This window comes from Streptomyces sp. NPDC057950 (genome assembly GCF_042887295.1).
Taxonomy (GTDB): Bacteria; Actinomycetota; Actinomycetes; order Streptomycetales; family Streptomycetaceae; genus Streptomyces; species Streptomyces kaempferi.
On record NZ_JBHVPP010000025.1, the window covers coordinates 25,591 to 39,436 of the forward strand.

Sequence of the window (13,846 nt, forward strand, 5' to 3'; positions counted from 1 at the left end):
GGAGTACGCAGGAGGCTGTGGACAACGTGCGCGCGAGGCCCTCCGCGGCAACGGCTACAGTCGCCCACATGACCAAGTGGGAATACGCAACCGTGCCGCTGCTCGTCCATGCCACGAAGCAGATTCTGGACACCTGGGGCGAGGACGGCTGGGAGCTTGTCCAGGTCGTGCCCGGACCGAACAACCCCGAGCAGCTGGTGGCCTACCTGAAGCGTGAGAGGTCGGCATGAGCGGCGCCGTCGAGTCGAAGCTCGCGGAGCTCGGGCTGACCCTGCCGGACGTCGTCCCGCCGCTGGCCGCGTACCAGCCGGCCGTGCGGTCCGGTGTGTACGTCTACACGTCGGGCCAGCTTCCGATGGTGGACGGCAAGCTTCCGGTGACCGGCAAGGTGGGCGCGGAGGTCACGGCCGAGGAGGCCAAGGACCTGGCCCGCATCTGTGCGCTGAACGCGCTGGCCGCGGTCAAGTCGGTCGCGGGCGACCTGGACCGTGTCGCGCGGGTCGTGAAGGTCGTCGGCTTCGTGGCCTCGGCCTCCGACTTCATCGGGCAGCCCGGTGTGGTGAACGGTGCCAGTGAGCTGCTCGGCGCGGTTCTCGGCGACAAGGGTGTGCACGCTCGCAGTGCCGTCGGGGTGGCGGTGCTGCCGCTGGACGCGCCGGTCGAGGTCGAGATCCAGGTGGAGCTGACGGAGGCGTAGGCCCTCGGGGCGGACGGGGTGGGTTGTGCCCTGGGCCCTTCGCCCCTGTCCGTCCCGTCCCCGGGCTTCGTCCCGTCCCCGGGCTCTGCTCCGTCCCCGGGCTCCGCTCCGGACCCCGCCAAGGGCTGCCGCCCCCTGGACCCCCGCTTCGCCCGAAGGGCTCGTCCTCGAACGCCGGACGGGCTGGAATACATGCCCAGGCCGGCGCCATCAGCCCGTTCGGCGTTCGGGCCGATCCAGGGCTCTGGGGGCGGAGAAACTCCCCGTCGGCCCGGTGGTGGTCCCTTGATCGACTCGGGCCCCTCGAACATTCGCCCGGCTCGGGATAGCCTCCGGCCATGGCGAATGGGCAGTGGTATCCACCGGAATGGCCCGAACGGATCCGCGCGCTCGCGGAGGGCACGCTGACACCGGTGACCCCCAGGCGGGCCGCCACCGTCATGCTGCTCAAGGACACCGACGCCACGCCGGTGGTGCACATGCTGCGCAGACGCACCACCATGGCCTTCGCCGGAGGCGCGTACGCGTATCCGGGTGGCGGCGTGGACCCCCGCGACGACGATCACCAGATCCGCTGGGCAGGCCCCACGCGCGCGTGGTGGGCCGACAGGCTCGGGGTCGACGAGACGTCCGCCCAGGCCGTCGTCTGCGCCGCGGTCCGCGAGACGTACGAGGAGGCCGGTGTCCTCCTGGCGGGCCCCACCCCGGACACGGTGGTCGGCGACACCACCGGCGACGAGTGGGAGGCGGACCGGGCCGCCCTGGTCGCCCGCGACCTCTCCTTCGCCGAGTTCCTCGCCCGCAGGGGCCTGGTCCTCAGATCCGACCTCCTGGGCGTCTGGACACGCTGGATCACCCCGGAGTTCGAGACCCGCCGCTACGACACCTGGTTCTTCGTGGCCGCCCTCCCGGACGGGCAGCGCACCCGCAACGCCTCCACGGAGGCCGACCGCACCGTGTGGATCCGCCCCGCCGACGCCGCGGACGGATACGACAAGGGCGAACTCCTGATGATGCCGCCCACCGTCGCGACCCTGCGCCAGCTCATCCCGTACGACAGCGCGGCCGACGTCCTCGCCGCCGCGCCCACCCGCGATCTGACGCCCGTCCTGGCCAGGGCCCGCCTGGAGAACGGCGAAGTGGTCCTCGTCTGGCCCGGTCACGACGAGTTCACCAAGCACGTCCCCACCGGGGGAGCCACGGCATGACCGACGCCGCCGCCCTCCCCGGCCAGCCGCGAGGCGGGACCCTCTCCGGCCCCGCCACCCCGCGCGCCGTGAACGTGCTCGCCCCCAACGCGTCCGCGATGACCCTGGACGGCACCAACACCTGGATCGTCTCGGAGCCGGACTCCGAGCTCGCGGTGGTGATCGACCCCGGACCGCTGGACGACGCGCACCTGCGCGCCGTCGTCGACACGGCCGAGAAGTCCGGGAAGCGGATCGCGCTGACCCTGCTGACGCACGGCCACCCCGATCACGCCGAGGGAGCCGCGTCGTTCGCCGAGCTGACGGGGACGAAGGTGCGGGCGCTGGACCCGGCGCTGCGGCTCGGGGACGAGGGACTGGCGCCCGGCGACGTCGTCGGTGTGGGCGGTCTCGAACTGCGGGTGGTCCCGACCCCCGGACACACCGCCGACTCGCTGTGCTTCCATCTCCCGGCCGATCGGGCCGTCCTGACGGGTGACACCATCCTGGGCCGCGGTACGACCGTCGTGGCCCACCCTGACGGCCGCCTGGGCGACTACCTCGACTCGCTGCGGCGGCTGCGCTCGCTCGCGGTCGACGACGGCGTGCACACGGTCCTGCCCGGTCACGGGCCCGTGCTCGAGGACGCCCAGGGCGCCGTCGAGTTCTACCTGGCCCATCGGGCCCATCGCCTCGCCCAGGTCGAGACGGCGGTCGAGAACGGTTACGGATCGCCGCACCAGATCGTCGCGCACGTCTACGCGGACGTGGACCGTTCGCTGTGGCCCGCCGCCGAACTCTCCGTCCGGGCGCAGCTGGACTACCTGCGGGAGCACGGCCTGATCTAGGGCCGTCCTTGTCCAGTGCCTTCCTTGTCCCGGGCCGTCCTGATCCAGCGCCCGTCGGCCGGCCACGACCCTTCGGGACCGGCCGCCCACGGCCCGGTTCTCCTCAGTCCGGCCCGGAAGCCCTTCTCCTCAGTCCGGCCGGGGGGCTTTGACGCCGTGCACGCGCGCGTACTCCTCGGCCAGCCAGGGGCCGAGATCGTCGACGTACGAGCGCAGTACGGCGATGTCGCCCGTCGGCTCGTGGCCGAGGACGGCCGCCTCCCGCATTACGGCGGCCCGCCGTGGGTAGTACGCGCCGAACGCCTCGGCCATCTCCCCCAGGTCGCTGGTCCAGCCGTTCCAGCGCGGCATGACGAGGGTGAAGCCGGTGCGTACGAGATGGCGCGACATGAAGCGCACGAGCCGCCGTCCGGCCTCCTCGGTGCCGGCACCCGCGATCCGCTCGCGCCAGCGTGGCAGGAGCAGGGCGAGGTCGCCGTTGGTCTCGCGGGCCAGGAGGGAGTCGGGGCGGTAGCGCGGCAGGTGAGCGGCCTGGTCCTCGCCCAGGAGGGGCGTACAGAGGCAGGCGACGAACCAGCCCAGGTCGTACCTCTCCAGGTCGCTCAGCAGGCGCGTACGGCTCACCAGCAGCGTCCCGACGCCGTCGATCTGCGGGAACTCCTTGTCGAGCGCTTCGGTGAGCGCCCTGGCGTCCGTCCGGTCCGCCTCGGTGGGCTCCTCGCGCAGGACGAGGAACAGGTCGAGGTCGGAGCGGCCCACGCGCGCGGTGCCGCGCGGAATCGACCCGTAGAGGTACGCGCTCGTCATCCGCGTCCCGAAGACGTCCGGCAGCCGGTCCCGGACCGCGGCCACCACGGGCCGGAACGCCTCCTGGACGAGTCCCAGGGAGCCCTCGCGCGCGATGCGGCCGCGGTCGTCCAGTCCCCTGCCGTTCACGGGCCCACCGTGCGGCGGCGGTCGTCCGCGGGGCGACGCACAGGGGGCCCCGCCGTTCGGCGGGGCCCCCTGTGTTCAGTCATGTGCGAACCGGTGAGGCGGTCAGCGGGAACGCTTCGCGAGCCGCTCCACGTCCAGCAGGATCACCGCGCGGGCCTCCAGGCGCAGCCAGCCGCGGCCCGCGAAGTCGGCGAGCGCCTTGTTGACCGTCTCGCGGGACGCGCCGACCAGTTGGGCCAGTTCCTCCTGCGTCAGGTCGTGCACGACGTGGATGCCCTCCTCCGACTGCACGCCGAAGCGGCGGGAGAGGTCCAGGAGCGCGCGGGCCACCCGGCCGGGCACGTCCGAGAAGACCAGGTCGGACATCTGGTCGTTGGTCTTGCGCAGGCGCCGGGCGACGGCGCGCAGCAGGGCGGCGGCCACTTCGGGCCGCGCGTTCAGCCAGGGCTGGAGGTCGCCGTGGCCGAGGCCCAGCAGCTTGACCTCGGTCAGCGCGCTGGCGGTCGCGGTGCGCGGGCCCGGGTCGAACAGCGAGAGCTCGCCGATCAGCTCACCGGGGCCGAGGACGGCCAGCATGTTCTCCCGGCCGTCGGGGGAGGTGCGATGGAGCTTCACCTTGCCCTCGGTGACCACGTAGAGGCGGTCTCCGGGGTCGCCCTCGTGGAAGAGAGCGTCGCCGCGTGCGAGCGTCACCTCACTCATGGAGGCGCGGAGCTCCGCGGCCTGCTCATCATCGAGCGCCGCGAAGAGCGGGGCGCGCCGCAGAACGTCGTCCACGAGTTCTCTCCTTGTCGACCTGCTCAGGGGATCTTGCTCCCCCGTGGTACCAGGGGAGCGTGTTCCCCATCTTGCTGGACGGTCCAAACAGTGTGATCAGTCACAAGTCTGCCGTACGGGCGTCGCGGGCAGTGCGGCAGGGGGCCAATTGGAGGCTGATCTTCTGGGTCCGGGGCGGATGTCGGTGCTGGGCTCTACCCTGGCCGGGTGTCCAAATCGCCGGTGAGAGCACAGGCCAAGGGGGCTGGGCGGGTGGTTGTACGTCGCGATTCCGCTGTGGGCGAACAGGGCCCCGATGGAAGCACGAAAACGACAAAGGCGACAGAATCGATGCCGGTGAAACCGACGGCGAAGAAGGCGGCCAAAAAGGCGACAGCCACGACGAAGAAGGCGACGGCAACGGCCAAGAAGGTGACGGCGACGACCAAGAAGGCCACATCCTCGAAGGTCCCGGCCAAGAAGACCGCGGCGAAGGAGACGGCTGTCGTGAAGAAGGCGGCTGCCGTGAAGCCCGTCGCCAAGAAGGCGACTCCGGCCAAGTCCGCGGCCAAGAAGGCGGCTCCCGCCAAGTCCGCGGCCAAGAAGACGGCTGCCGCCAGAGCCGTCGCCAAGAAGCCTCTCGTCGCCGAGCCGTCCACCGCCCTCGTCCGCCAGGCCCGTCGGATCAACCGCGAACTCGCCGAGGTGTACCCGTACGCCCACCCGGAACTGGATTTCGAGAACCCCTTCCAGTTGGTCGTCGCCACGGTCCTGTCGGCGCAGACGACGGACCTGCGGGTGAACCAGACGACCCCGGCGCTCTTCGCCAAGTACCCCACCCCCGAGGACCTCGCCGCCGCGGACCCCGAGGAGGTCGAGGAGATCCTGCGGCCGACGGGCTTCTTCCGGGCCAAGACCAAATCGGTGATAGGGCTCTCCAAGGCGTTGGCGGAGGAGTTCGGCGGGGAGGTCCCCGGCCGTCTCGAAGACCTCGTCAAGCTCCCGGGCGTGGGTCGCAAAACGGCCTTCGTGGTGCTCGGGAACGCCTTCGGACGCCCCGGCATCACCGTGGACACCCATTTCCAGCGGCTCGTACGCCGCTGGCAGTGGACCGACGAGACGGAACCCGACAAGATCGAGGCCGCGGTCGGCGCGCTCTTCCCGAAGAGCGAGTGGACGATGCTCTCCCACCATGTGATCTTCCACGGGCGCCGTATCTGTCACGCCCGCAAACCGGCGTGCGGAGCGTGCCCCATCGCCCCGCTCTGCCCGGCGTACGGGGAGGGCGAGACGGACCCGGAGAAGGCGCGCAAGCTTCTGAAGTACGAGAAGGGCGGCTATCCCGGTCAGCGCCTCAACCCGCCGCAGGCGTACCTCGACGCGGGCGGCATTCCGGCACCCCCGCTGGGCGCCGGATGACGGCGAGCACGACACCGGCCGGTGCGGGGAGAGCGGTACGGGGGTGGCTATGACGCACGCGAGCGATACGCACAGCAGGCACATGGAGACGCACGACATCGACAGGTACGACGAGCCCGGCACCGACGGAACGCACGGCGAGCCCGGCGCACACGCGACGCCCGGCGCTCCCGCGCTGGTGACCAAGGACGGCCTGCCCGCCTGGCTGGACCCGGTGGTGCACGCCGTCGAGACCGTGGAGCCGCTCCAACTGAGCCGCTTCCTGCCGCCGGCCGACGGCGCGGGACGGCAGTCCGCCGTCCTCGTCCTCTTCGGCGAGGGTGCCCGCGGCCCCGAACTGCTCCTGATGGAGCGCGCCAGCTCGCTGCGCTCGCACGCCGGACAACCCTCCTTCCCCGGCGGCGCCCTGGACCCCGAGGACGGCGACCCGAAGGCCGACGGGCCGCTGCGGGCCGCGCTGCGCGAGGCCGAGGAGGAGACCGGTCTCGACCCCGGCGGTGTCCAGCTCTTCGGCGTCCTGCCCAGGCTGTACATCCCGGTGAGCGGTTTCGTGGTCACGCCCGTCCTGGGCTGGTGGCGCGAGCCGACCCCGGTCGGCGTGGTCGATCCGGCCGAGACGGCCCGGGTCTTCACGGTCCCCGTGGCGGATCTCACGGACCCCGCGCACCGCGCCACGACCGTGCACCCCAGCGGCCACCGAGGTCCGGCATTCCTGGTCGAATCGGCCCTGGTGTGGGGGTTCACCGCGGGCATCATCGACCGTCTGCTGCACTTCGCGGGCTGGGAGCTGCCCTGGGACCGCGAGAAGCAGGTCCCGCTCGACTGGCGCGCGTGACAGGGTGTCGTTCGTGAACGTGCTGGACATCCTGCTGCTGGTCGCCGCCGTGTGGTTCGCGATCGTGGGCTACCGCCAGGGCTTCGTCGTCGGCATCCTGTCGGTGATCGGTTTCCTGGGCGGCGGTCTCGTCGCCGTCTACCTGCTCCCCGTCATCTGGGACGCCCTCACCGACGACGCCACGGTCAGTACGACCGCCGCCGTCGTCGCGGTGGTCGTCGTGATCGTCTGCGCCTCCGTCGGCCAGGCCCTCACCACACACCTGGGCAACAAGCTGCGCCGGTACATCACCTGGTCCCCGGCCCGCGCCCTGGACGCGACGGGCGGCGCCCTCGTCAACGTCGTCGCGATGCTGCTGGTGGCCTGGCTGATCGGCTCGGCCCTCGCGGGCACGACGCTGCCGACACTCGGCAAGGAGGTCCGCGGTTCCAAGGTGCTGCTCGGCGTCTCGCGCGCGCTGCCCTCCCGGGCCGACACCTGGTTCGCGGACTTCTCCTCGGTCCTCGCGCAGAACGGTTTCCCCCAGGTCTTCAGCCCCTTCGCGAACGAACCGATCACCGATGTCCAGCCGCCCGACCCGGCGCTCGCGAACAGCCCGGTCGCCGTCCGCGCCCGGAATTCCATCGTCAAGGTGATGGGGACCGCGCAGGGTTGCGGCAAGGTCCTGGAGGGCACCGGCTTCGTCTTCGGCAACCGCCGCGTGATGACCAACGCGCACGTGGTCGGCGGCGTCGACGAGCCCACCGTCCAGATCGGCGGCGAGGGCAGGAAGTACGACGCCAAGGTCGTCCTGTACGACTGGCAGCGCGACATCGCCGTGCTCGACGTACCGAACCTGAACGCGCCGGCCCTGCGGTTCACCACCCAGGACGCGGGCAGCGGCGACAACGCGATCGTCGCCGGCTTCCCGCAGAACGGCGCGTACAACGTCCAACCCGCGCGCGTGCGCGGCCGGATCACGGCCAACGGCCCCGACATCTACCACCGCAAGACCGTGCGCCGCGACGTCTACTCGCTCTACGCGACCGTCCGTCAGGGAAACTCGGGCGGCCCGCTGCTGACGCCGGACGGCAAGGTGTACGGAGTGGTCTTCGCGAAGTCGCTCGACGACGCCAACACCGGATACGCCCTCACCGCCGACGAGGTCCAGCCGGACGTCACCCAGGGGCGTGCGGCCAACCAGCAGGTCGACAGCGACAGCTGCGCGCTCTGACGGCGACCGCCGGTCCCTCCGGCGGCCGCCGCGTCCGCCACACCGCTACGGCGTTCGGCACGTTCCTCGGACGGACGGACGGACGGACGGACGGACGGACCGACCGACCAGACCGACCGACGCGTTCGGGTGACCGGAGTGAGCCGGTGACCGGAGTGAGCGGGTGATCGGAGTGAAGGGGTGATCGGAGTGAGCGGGTCGCCGGGTATGGCGGCGGTTCAGCCGCGTGGATGGCGCAATCGCACCGAGACCCAGCGGGCCCGACGGCGCAGAATGCGCGGGATTCCCACCGGAAGGCCCGTGCCCGGCAGCTGCGGGGTGCCCCTCTGATGGGAGCTCAGGCCCGTCGCCGAGCGGCGGTTGCGTGGTGCGTCACTGTAGTCGTGCGTCCAGCCCATACCCCGACGTGTGCCCCTGCCCCAAGGTCGATAACCGCGCCTCGGGGCCCCAATTGGCCTATGCGCGAGGCATTTGGCTGTTCGTAGGACAGACGTTCCCCTTCGCGTACCGGGCGCGATCGGACGGTCACCGAAGGGGGTCGGCGGCTGGCTGAAAACGACCTACCGGTCGGGCTCGGGGTCCTTCAGCCAGTTGACGAGTTCGGTCGAGAACGCCACCGGGTCCTCCTCGTGGGGGAAGTGCCCGAGACCGTCGAACAGCCGCCAGCGGTAGGGCGCTTCGACATACTCGCCGGAGCCCGCGGCACTCCGCGTCCGCATGACCGGGTCGAGCGAGCCGTGCAGATGCAGCGTCGGCACCCGAACGGGTCGTTTCATACGCCGGTTGAACTGGATCCCGTCCGGGCGCGCCATGGACCGCACCATCCACCGGTACGGCTCGACGGAGCAGTGCGCCGTCGAGGGGATGCACATGGCACGGCGGTACGTGTCCACGGCCTCGTCGTCCGGCAGCCGCGGCCCGGACCAGTCCCGCAGCAGACGGCCCACCAGGGCACCGTCGTCCGCGACGAGTTGGCGTTCGGGGATCCAGGGCCGCTGGAACCCCCAGATGTACGAACTCGCTGAGGTCTGCCGGACGTCGGAGAGCATCGCCGAACGCCAGCGCCGGGGGTGCGGCATCGACGAGACGACGAGCCGACGCACCAGCTTGGGGCGCATCACGGCCGCCGTCCACGCCAGATACCCGCCCAGATCGTGCCCGACCAGCGCGGCGTCGGGCTCACCGAGGGACCGTACGACCCCGGTGATGTCGAGCGCGAGGTTGGCGGGGTCGTAACCGCGCGGTGTGCGGTCGCTCCCGCCGACACCCCGCAGATCCATGGCCACGGCCCGGAACCCGGCGTCGGCGAGCGCCACCAGCTGCCGGCGCCAGGTCCACCAGAACTGGGGGAACCCGTGCAGCAGCAGGACCAGGGGCCCGTCGCCCATCTCGGCGATGTGGAACCGCGCGCCGTTGGCGGCGACGTCCCGGTGGGTCACCTCGTGAGTGCCGGGGATGTCGAGGCGTACGACCGAGGTGGGTTGCGCCGAAGGTGTGGCGGGGTCCGTCATGAGGATGAGCGTGCCACAGCTTCCAGGCCGTCCTCGACCGGTGCCGGCCGGGGGTGCGGCTTGGCGTTCTGCAGGACGCCCGCCGTCTCCTTCACCGAAGCGGCGACCTTCTGCGGTCCCTTGCCCTTCTTGGCCTTCTTCGCGAAGACCAGACCGATCAGCGCGAGGACGGCGGCGACCAGCACATTCGCCGCGAACGAGAGGACGAAGCAGATCGCGAGGTTCCAGTCGGTCCAGGTCCGGATGCCGTACGCCAGCGCGAAGCTCAGCATGGGGAGGGAGAAGACCAGCACCGCCCCGGCCACCGTGAACGCGCCACCGCTGACCGCACCGCGCTTGACGTCCCGCTTGAGCTGCGCCTTCGCCAGCGCGATCTCGTCGTGCACCAGTGCGGACATCTCGGTCGTCGCCGAGGCGAACAGCTGACCGACGCTGCGTTCGGCGCCGACCGGGCTGCCGTCGGGTGCGCTCATCGCGGACTCCCTCTTCTGCATATGTGTACCGTCTGGCTTCTGCGGGTGTTTGTGTCGTCTGGTCAGATCATGCCGGACGGTCGTTCTCCTCGCTTGCCCCGCCCGTTACTTCGGCAAGCCTTCGGTGCTCGGCGGCCTTCCGTTCGTGGATCTCGGCCATCCGCAGGTGGTACGCCGGGTTGTCCTGCTCGTAGATGTCGGGGATGCCGTCGCTGTCCTCGTCGCGCTCCTCCGCCTCGCACAGCGCACGGTACTTGGCGTTGCGTATCTTCAGCAGGGCCGTGGCTAGTACGGCGGCGACGAGCGAGCCCACCAGGACGGCGGCCTTGACCTCGTCGGTGAGCACCGGGTCCTTGCCGAAGGCCAGTTCGCCGATGAGCAGGGAGACGGTGAAGCCGATTCCGGCGAGGCTCGCGACGGCGAAGACGTCGGGCCACGCGAGCTCGTCGCTGAGTGAGGCCCTGGTGAACCGGGCCGTGAGCCAGGTGCCGCCGAAGACGCCGACGGACTTGCCGACCACGAGCCCGAGGACGACACCCAGCGTCTCGGGTCGTGTGAACACGTCCCCCAGCGCCCCGCCGGAGACCACGACACCCGCGCTGAACAGCGCGAACAGCGGCACGGCGAGTCCGGCGGAAAGGGGGCGCACGAGATGCTCCACGTGCTCGCCGGGCGAGTGCTCCTCGCCCTCCTGCCGGTGACAGCGCAGCATCAGGCCCATGGCGACACCGGCGATGGTGGCGTGGACGCCGCTGTTGTACATCAGCCCCCAGATGGCGAGAGCGAGTGGCACGTACACGTACCAGCCTCGTACGCCCTTGCGCAGCAGCACCCAGAACACGCCGAGCCCGGCGACGGCGCCGCCGAGCGCCGCGAAGTCGAGGGTGTCGGTGAAGAAGACCGCGATGATCAGGATCGCGAGCAGGTCGTCCACGACGGCGAGGGTGAGCAGGAAGGCGCGCAGGGCGGACGGCAGGGACGTGCCGATGACCGCGAGCACGGCGAGCGCGAAGGCGATGTCGGTGGCGGTCGGCACGGCCCAGCCGGCCAGGGATCCTTCGCCCGCGGCGTTGGTCAGGACGTAGACGAGCGCGGGTACGGCCATCCCGCAGACCGCCGCGGCGACGGGCAGCAGCGCGGCCTTCGGGTCGCGCAGGTCCCCCGCCACCAGTTCGCGCTTGAGTTCGATACCGGCGACGAAGAAGAACACCGCGAGCAGTCCGTCGGCGGCCCAGTGCCGCACGGACAGGTTCAGTCCGAGGGTCGCGGGTCCGAAGTGGAAATCACCGACGGTGGCGTAGCTGTCCCGCAGGGAGGTGTTGGCCCAGACCAGCGCGGCGATCGCGGCGACGAGCAGGAGCACGCCGCCGACGGTCTCGGTTCGCAGCGCCTCCGCCACGAAGTTCCGCTCGGGCAGGGACAGCCGTCCGAAGAACCTGCGGTTGGTGGTGCTGCTGGGACGGGGCGCGGCCACGGCGGGGACCTCCGGGTCGGTACGACTCGCTGACGACCGTCAGGCGGGATCGCCGACGACGTTGCCGACCAGACTTCCCGGCACACCCTGAGGCCTCAGTTTACCTTGTCATTACAGCCCGATAATGCGCTATGCGGACATATGGGGCGGAGGTGTCCGCGGGGGAGAGCGCGGGCGTACGGGTGTGGACGTACGGGTGTGGACGTACGGATGTGGACGTACGGATGTGGACGTACGGATGTGGGGGCACCGCGCGGTGCGCGGTGCCCCCACACCGAAAGCCGGGCGGGACGGAGGGGGTCCTCAGTCCTCGCTGGATGCCGCCGGCAGCTTCTCCTGGATCAGTTCCATCACCGTGGAGTCCGTGAGGGTCGTGACGTCACCCAGTTCGCGGTTCTCGGCGACGTCGCGCAGCAGGCGGCGCATGATCTTGCCGGACCGGGTCTTGGGCAGTTCGGCGACCGGGAGGACCCGCTTGGGCTTGGCGATCGGGCCGAGGGTCGCGCCGACGTGGTTGCGAAGGTCGGCGACGAGCCCTTCGTCGTCGGCGGACGCCGTGCCGCGCAGGATGACGAAGGCGACGATGGCCTGTCCGGTCGTCTCGTCCGCCGCGCCCACGACGGCCGCCTCGGCGACCGACGGGTGCGACACGAGGGCGGATTCGACCTCGGTCGTCGAGATGTTGTGGCCGGACACGAGCATCACGTCGTCGACGCGGCCCAGCAGCCAGATGTCGCCGTCCTCGTCCTTCTTGGCGCCGTCACCGGCGAAGTACTTGCCCTCGAAACGCGACCAGTACGTGTCGAGGAACCGCTGGTCGTCACGCCAGATCGTCCGCAGCATCGACGGCCACGGCTCGGTCAGCACGAGGTACCCGCCGCCCCCGTCGGGGACCTCCCGGGCCTCGTCGTCGACGACCGTCGCGGAGATGCCCGGCAGCGCCCGCTGTGCCGACCCCGGCTTGGTCTCGGTGACCCCCGGCAGCGGCGAGATCATCATGGCGCCGGTCTCGGTCTGCCACCACGTGTCCACGATCGGCGTCCGGTCCGCCCCGATGTGCTTGCGGTACCAGATCCAGGCCTCGGGGTTGATCGGTTCACCGACGGACCCGAGGACCCGCAGCGAGGACAGGTCGAACTTCGCGGGGATGTCGTCGCCCCACTTCATGAACGTACGGATCGCGGTGGGCGCGGTGTAGAGGATCGTCACCCCGTACTTCTGCACGATCTCCCAGAACCGCCCCTGGTGCGGGGTGTCCGGCGTCCCCTCGTACATCACCTGCGTCGCACCGTTCGAGAGCGGTCCGTACGTGATGTACGAGTGCCCGGTGACCCAGCCGATGTCGGCTGTGCACCAGTACACGTCGGTCTCCGGCTTGAGGTCGAAGACGGCGTGGTGGGTGTACGAGGCCTGCGTGAGGTAGCCGCCCGAGGTGTGCAGGATGCCCTTCGGCTTTCCCGTCGTCCCGGACGTGTACAGGATGAACAGCGGCTGCTCGGCGTCGAACGCCTCTGGCGTGTGCTCGGTGGACTGCCGGTCGACGATCTCGTGCCACCAGACGTCGCGTCCCTCGGTCCAGTCGACCTCTTGACCGGTACGGCGTACCACCAGCACCTTGTCGACCCCGTCGACCCGGCTCACCGCCTCGTCCACGGCGGGCTTGAGCGCGGACGGCTTGCCGCGGCGGTAACCGCCGTCGGAGGTGATGACCAGTTTGGCGTCGGCGTCCTGGATGCGGGTGGCGATCGCCTCCGCGGAGAACCCGCCGAAGACGACCGAGTGCGCGGCTCCGATCCGGGCGCAGGCCAGCATCGCGACGACGGCCTCGGGGATCATCGGCAGATAGACGGCGACCCGGTCGCCCTTGCCCACGCCCAGCTCGGTCAGGGCGTGGGCGGCCTTGGACACCTCGTCCTTCAGCTCGGCGTAGGTGATAGCGCGGCTGTCGCCCGGCTCGCCCTCGAAGTGGAGGGCGACGCGGTCACCGTTCCCCGCCTCCACGTGCCGGTCCACGCAGTTGTACGCGACGTTCAGCTTTCCGTCGGCGAACCACTTGGCGAACGGCGGGTTCGACCAGTCCAGTGTCTCGGTCGGCTCGGTGGCCCAGGTCAGGCGGCGGGCCTGCTCGGCCCAGAAGCCGAGCCTGTCAGCCTCGGCCTGCTCATACGCCTCCGCGGTGACATTGGCGTTCGCTGCCAGGTCGGCGGGCGGCGCGAACCTGCGCTCTTCCTTCAGCATGTTGGCGATGGACGGACGCTCGTTACTCATTCCCAAGACTCCCAACACGCGGACAACGACGTCGCATGGTGTAGACCAATTTCCGGGCCGTCTGAATCTATCGGCCGAGCCCGCATTCTGGTCAACCCCTGTCCGATCCTGGCATCTACAACCGTTGCGGGCACAGGGGGTGTCGCGTGTCGACCTCCCCCTCGGATGCACGGGGGGTGAGCGCGCAGGGTTCATGCGCCACGTGAGCACAAAGTGACCCCCGGCGCCT

14 protein-coding genes are annotated in these 13,846 nt (G+C 70.6%); 7 read left to right on the plus strand and 7 right to left on the minus strand.

The annotated features are described in order from the left end of the window. Window positions 1–68 precede the first annotated feature (68 nt). The 4 genes from ACFVTC_RS34355 to ACFVTC_RS34370 all read left to right on the plus strand — a co-directional run bounded on the left by ACFVTC_RS34355 (window position 69) and on the right by ACFVTC_RS34370 (window position 2,732). Window positions 69–230 carry a DUF4177 domain-containing protein gene (locus tag ACFVTC_RS34355; protein WP_143608830.1) on the plus strand — a complete coding sequence of 54 codons (162 nt, stop codon included), beginning with the start codon at window positions 69–71 and terminating at the stop codon, window positions 228–230. Next, the gene (locus tag ACFVTC_RS34360; protein WP_168529268.1) at window positions 227–697 is read left to right on the plus strand and encodes a RidA family protein; all 471 of its coding nucleotides are present in this window, start codon (window positions 227–229) and stop codon (window positions 695–697) included. The genes ACFVTC_RS34355 and ACFVTC_RS34360 overlap by 4 nt, the downstream gene beginning before the upstream one ends. A gap of 338 nt (window positions 698–1,035) precedes the next feature. Beyond that, complete coding sequence (locus ACFVTC_RS34365; protein WP_390132385.1) at window positions 1,036–1,905, plus strand: NUDIX hydrolase; 870 nt, start codon at window positions 1,036–1,038, stop codon at window positions 1,903–1,905. Next, the gene (locus ACFVTC_RS34370) at window positions 1,902–2,732 is read left to right on the plus strand and encodes an MBL fold metallo-hydrolase (protein WP_390132386.1); all 831 of its coding nucleotides are present in this window, start codon (window positions 1,902–1,904) and stop codon (window positions 2,730–2,732) included. Before ACFVTC_RS34365 ends, ACFVTC_RS34370 begins: the two co-directional genes overlap by 4 nt. A gap of 129 nt (window positions 2,733–2,861) precedes the next feature. Here the strand turns inward: ACFVTC_RS34370 and ACFVTC_RS34375 are convergent, their stop codons facing one another. Continuing rightward, window positions 2,862–3,668, minus strand: coding sequence for a nucleotidyltransferase domain-containing protein (locus ACFVTC_RS34375; RefSeq protein WP_390132387.1), 807 nt, complete (start codon window positions 3,666–3,668; stop codon window positions 2,862–2,864). Between the two features lie 102 nt (window positions 3,669–3,770). Continuing rightward, window positions 3,771–4,445, minus strand: coding sequence for a Crp/Fnr family transcriptional regulator (locus ACFVTC_RS34380; protein WP_016642758.1), 675 nt, complete (start codon window positions 4,443–4,445; stop codon window positions 3,771–3,773). Window positions 4,446–4,775: 330 nt separating this feature from the next. On the opposite strand from ACFVTC_RS34380, the gene nth reads away from it, so the two are divergent. From nth to ACFVTC_RS34395, 3 genes are read left to right on the plus strand one after another with little or no spacing between them, the layout of a single operon-like run. After that, entirely contained in the window at window positions 4,776–5,843 is a 1,068-nt protein-coding gene (gene nth / locus ACFVTC_RS34385) for an endonuclease III (protein ID WP_390132388.1), read from the plus strand. 49 nt (window positions 5,844–5,892) lie between these two features. Further along, on the plus strand, window positions 5,893–6,678 hold the full coding sequence (locus tag ACFVTC_RS34390; protein ID WP_390132389.1) for an NUDIX hydrolase: 786 nt from the start codon (window positions 5,893–5,895) through the stop codon (window positions 6,676–6,678). Between the two features lie 13 nt (window positions 6,679–6,691). Then, window positions 6,692–7,891, plus strand: coding sequence for a MarP family serine protease (locus ACFVTC_RS34395; protein ID WP_390132390.1), 1,200 nt, complete (start codon window positions 6,692–6,694; stop codon window positions 7,889–7,891). Window positions 7,892–8,109: 218 nt separating this feature from the next. On the opposite strand, the gene ACFVTC_RS34400 is transcribed toward ACFVTC_RS34395, so the two are convergent. The 5 genes from ACFVTC_RS34400 to acs all read right to left on the minus strand — a co-directional run bounded on the left by ACFVTC_RS34400 (window position 8,110) and on the right by acs (window position 13,617). After that, window positions 8,110–8,289, minus strand: a complete 180-nt coding sequence (locus ACFVTC_RS34400) for a hypothetical protein (RefSeq protein ID WP_356272241.1) — start codon at window positions 8,287–8,289, stop codon at window positions 8,110–8,112. A gap of 162 nt (window positions 8,290–8,451) precedes the next feature. Further along, on the minus strand, window positions 8,452–9,402 hold the full coding sequence (locus ACFVTC_RS34405) for an alpha/beta fold hydrolase (RefSeq protein ID WP_390132391.1): 951 nt from the start codon (window positions 9,400–9,402) through the stop codon (window positions 8,452–8,454). Then, window positions 9,399–9,875 (minus strand): phage holin family protein, encoded by a 477-nt coding sequence (locus tag ACFVTC_RS34410; protein ID WP_390132392.1) that lies wholly within the window; start codon window positions 9,873–9,875, stop codon window positions 9,399–9,401. The genes ACFVTC_RS34405 and ACFVTC_RS34410 overlap by 4 nt, the downstream gene beginning before the upstream one ends. Before the next feature lie 67 nt (window positions 9,876–9,942). Then, the gene (nhaA, locus tag ACFVTC_RS34415) at window positions 9,943–11,349 is read right to left on the minus strand and encodes a Na+/H+ antiporter NhaA (protein WP_390132393.1); all 1,407 of its coding nucleotides are present in this window, start codon (window positions 11,347–11,349) and stop codon (window positions 9,943–9,945) included. 303 nt (window positions 11,350–11,652) lie between these two features. Then, complete coding sequence (gene acs, locus ACFVTC_RS34420) at window positions 11,653–13,617, minus strand: acetate--CoA ligase (protein WP_390132394.1); 1,965 nt, start codon at window positions 13,615–13,617, stop codon at window positions 11,653–11,655. Between the last annotated feature and the right edge of the window lie 229 nt (window positions 13,618–13,846).

Coding starts and splice junctions, on each gene's coding strand:
- ACFVTC_RS34355 (WP_143608830.1), top strand. CDS start 69: ATGACCAAGTGGGAATACGCAACCGTGCCGCTGCTCGTCCATGCCACG.
- ACFVTC_RS34370 (WP_390132386.1), top strand. CDS start 1,902: ATGACCGACGCCGCCGCCCTCCCCGGCCAGCCGCGAGGCGGGACCCTC.
- ACFVTC_RS34410 (WP_390132392.1), bottom strand. CDS start 9,875: ATGAGCGCACCCGACGGCAGCCCGGTCGGCGCCGAACGCAGCGTCGGT.
- acs (WP_390132394.1), bottom strand. CDS start 13,617: ATGAGTAACGAGCGTCCGTCCATCGCCAACATGCTGAAGGAAGAGCGC.
- ACFVTC_RS34360 (WP_168529268.1), top strand. CDS start 227: ATGAGCGGCGCCGTCGAGTCGAAGCTCGCGGAGCTCGGGCTGACCCTG.
- ACFVTC_RS34365 (WP_390132385.1), top strand. CDS start 1,036: ATGGCGAATGGGCAGTGGTATCCACCGGAATGGCCCGAACGGATCCGC.
- nth (WP_390132388.1), top strand. CDS start 4,776: ATGCCGGTGAAACCGACGGCGAAGAAGGCGGCCAAAAAGGCGACAGCC.
- ACFVTC_RS34400 (WP_356272241.1), bottom strand. CDS start 8,289: ATGGGCTGGACGCACGACTACAGTGACGCACCACGCAACCGCCGCTCG.
- ACFVTC_RS34390 (WP_390132389.1), top strand. CDS start 5,893: ATGACGCACGCGAGCGATACGCACAGCAGGCACATGGAGACGCACGAC.
- ACFVTC_RS34405 (WP_390132391.1), bottom strand. CDS start 9,402: ATGACGGACCCCGCCACACCTTCGGCGCAACCCACCTCGGTCGTACGC.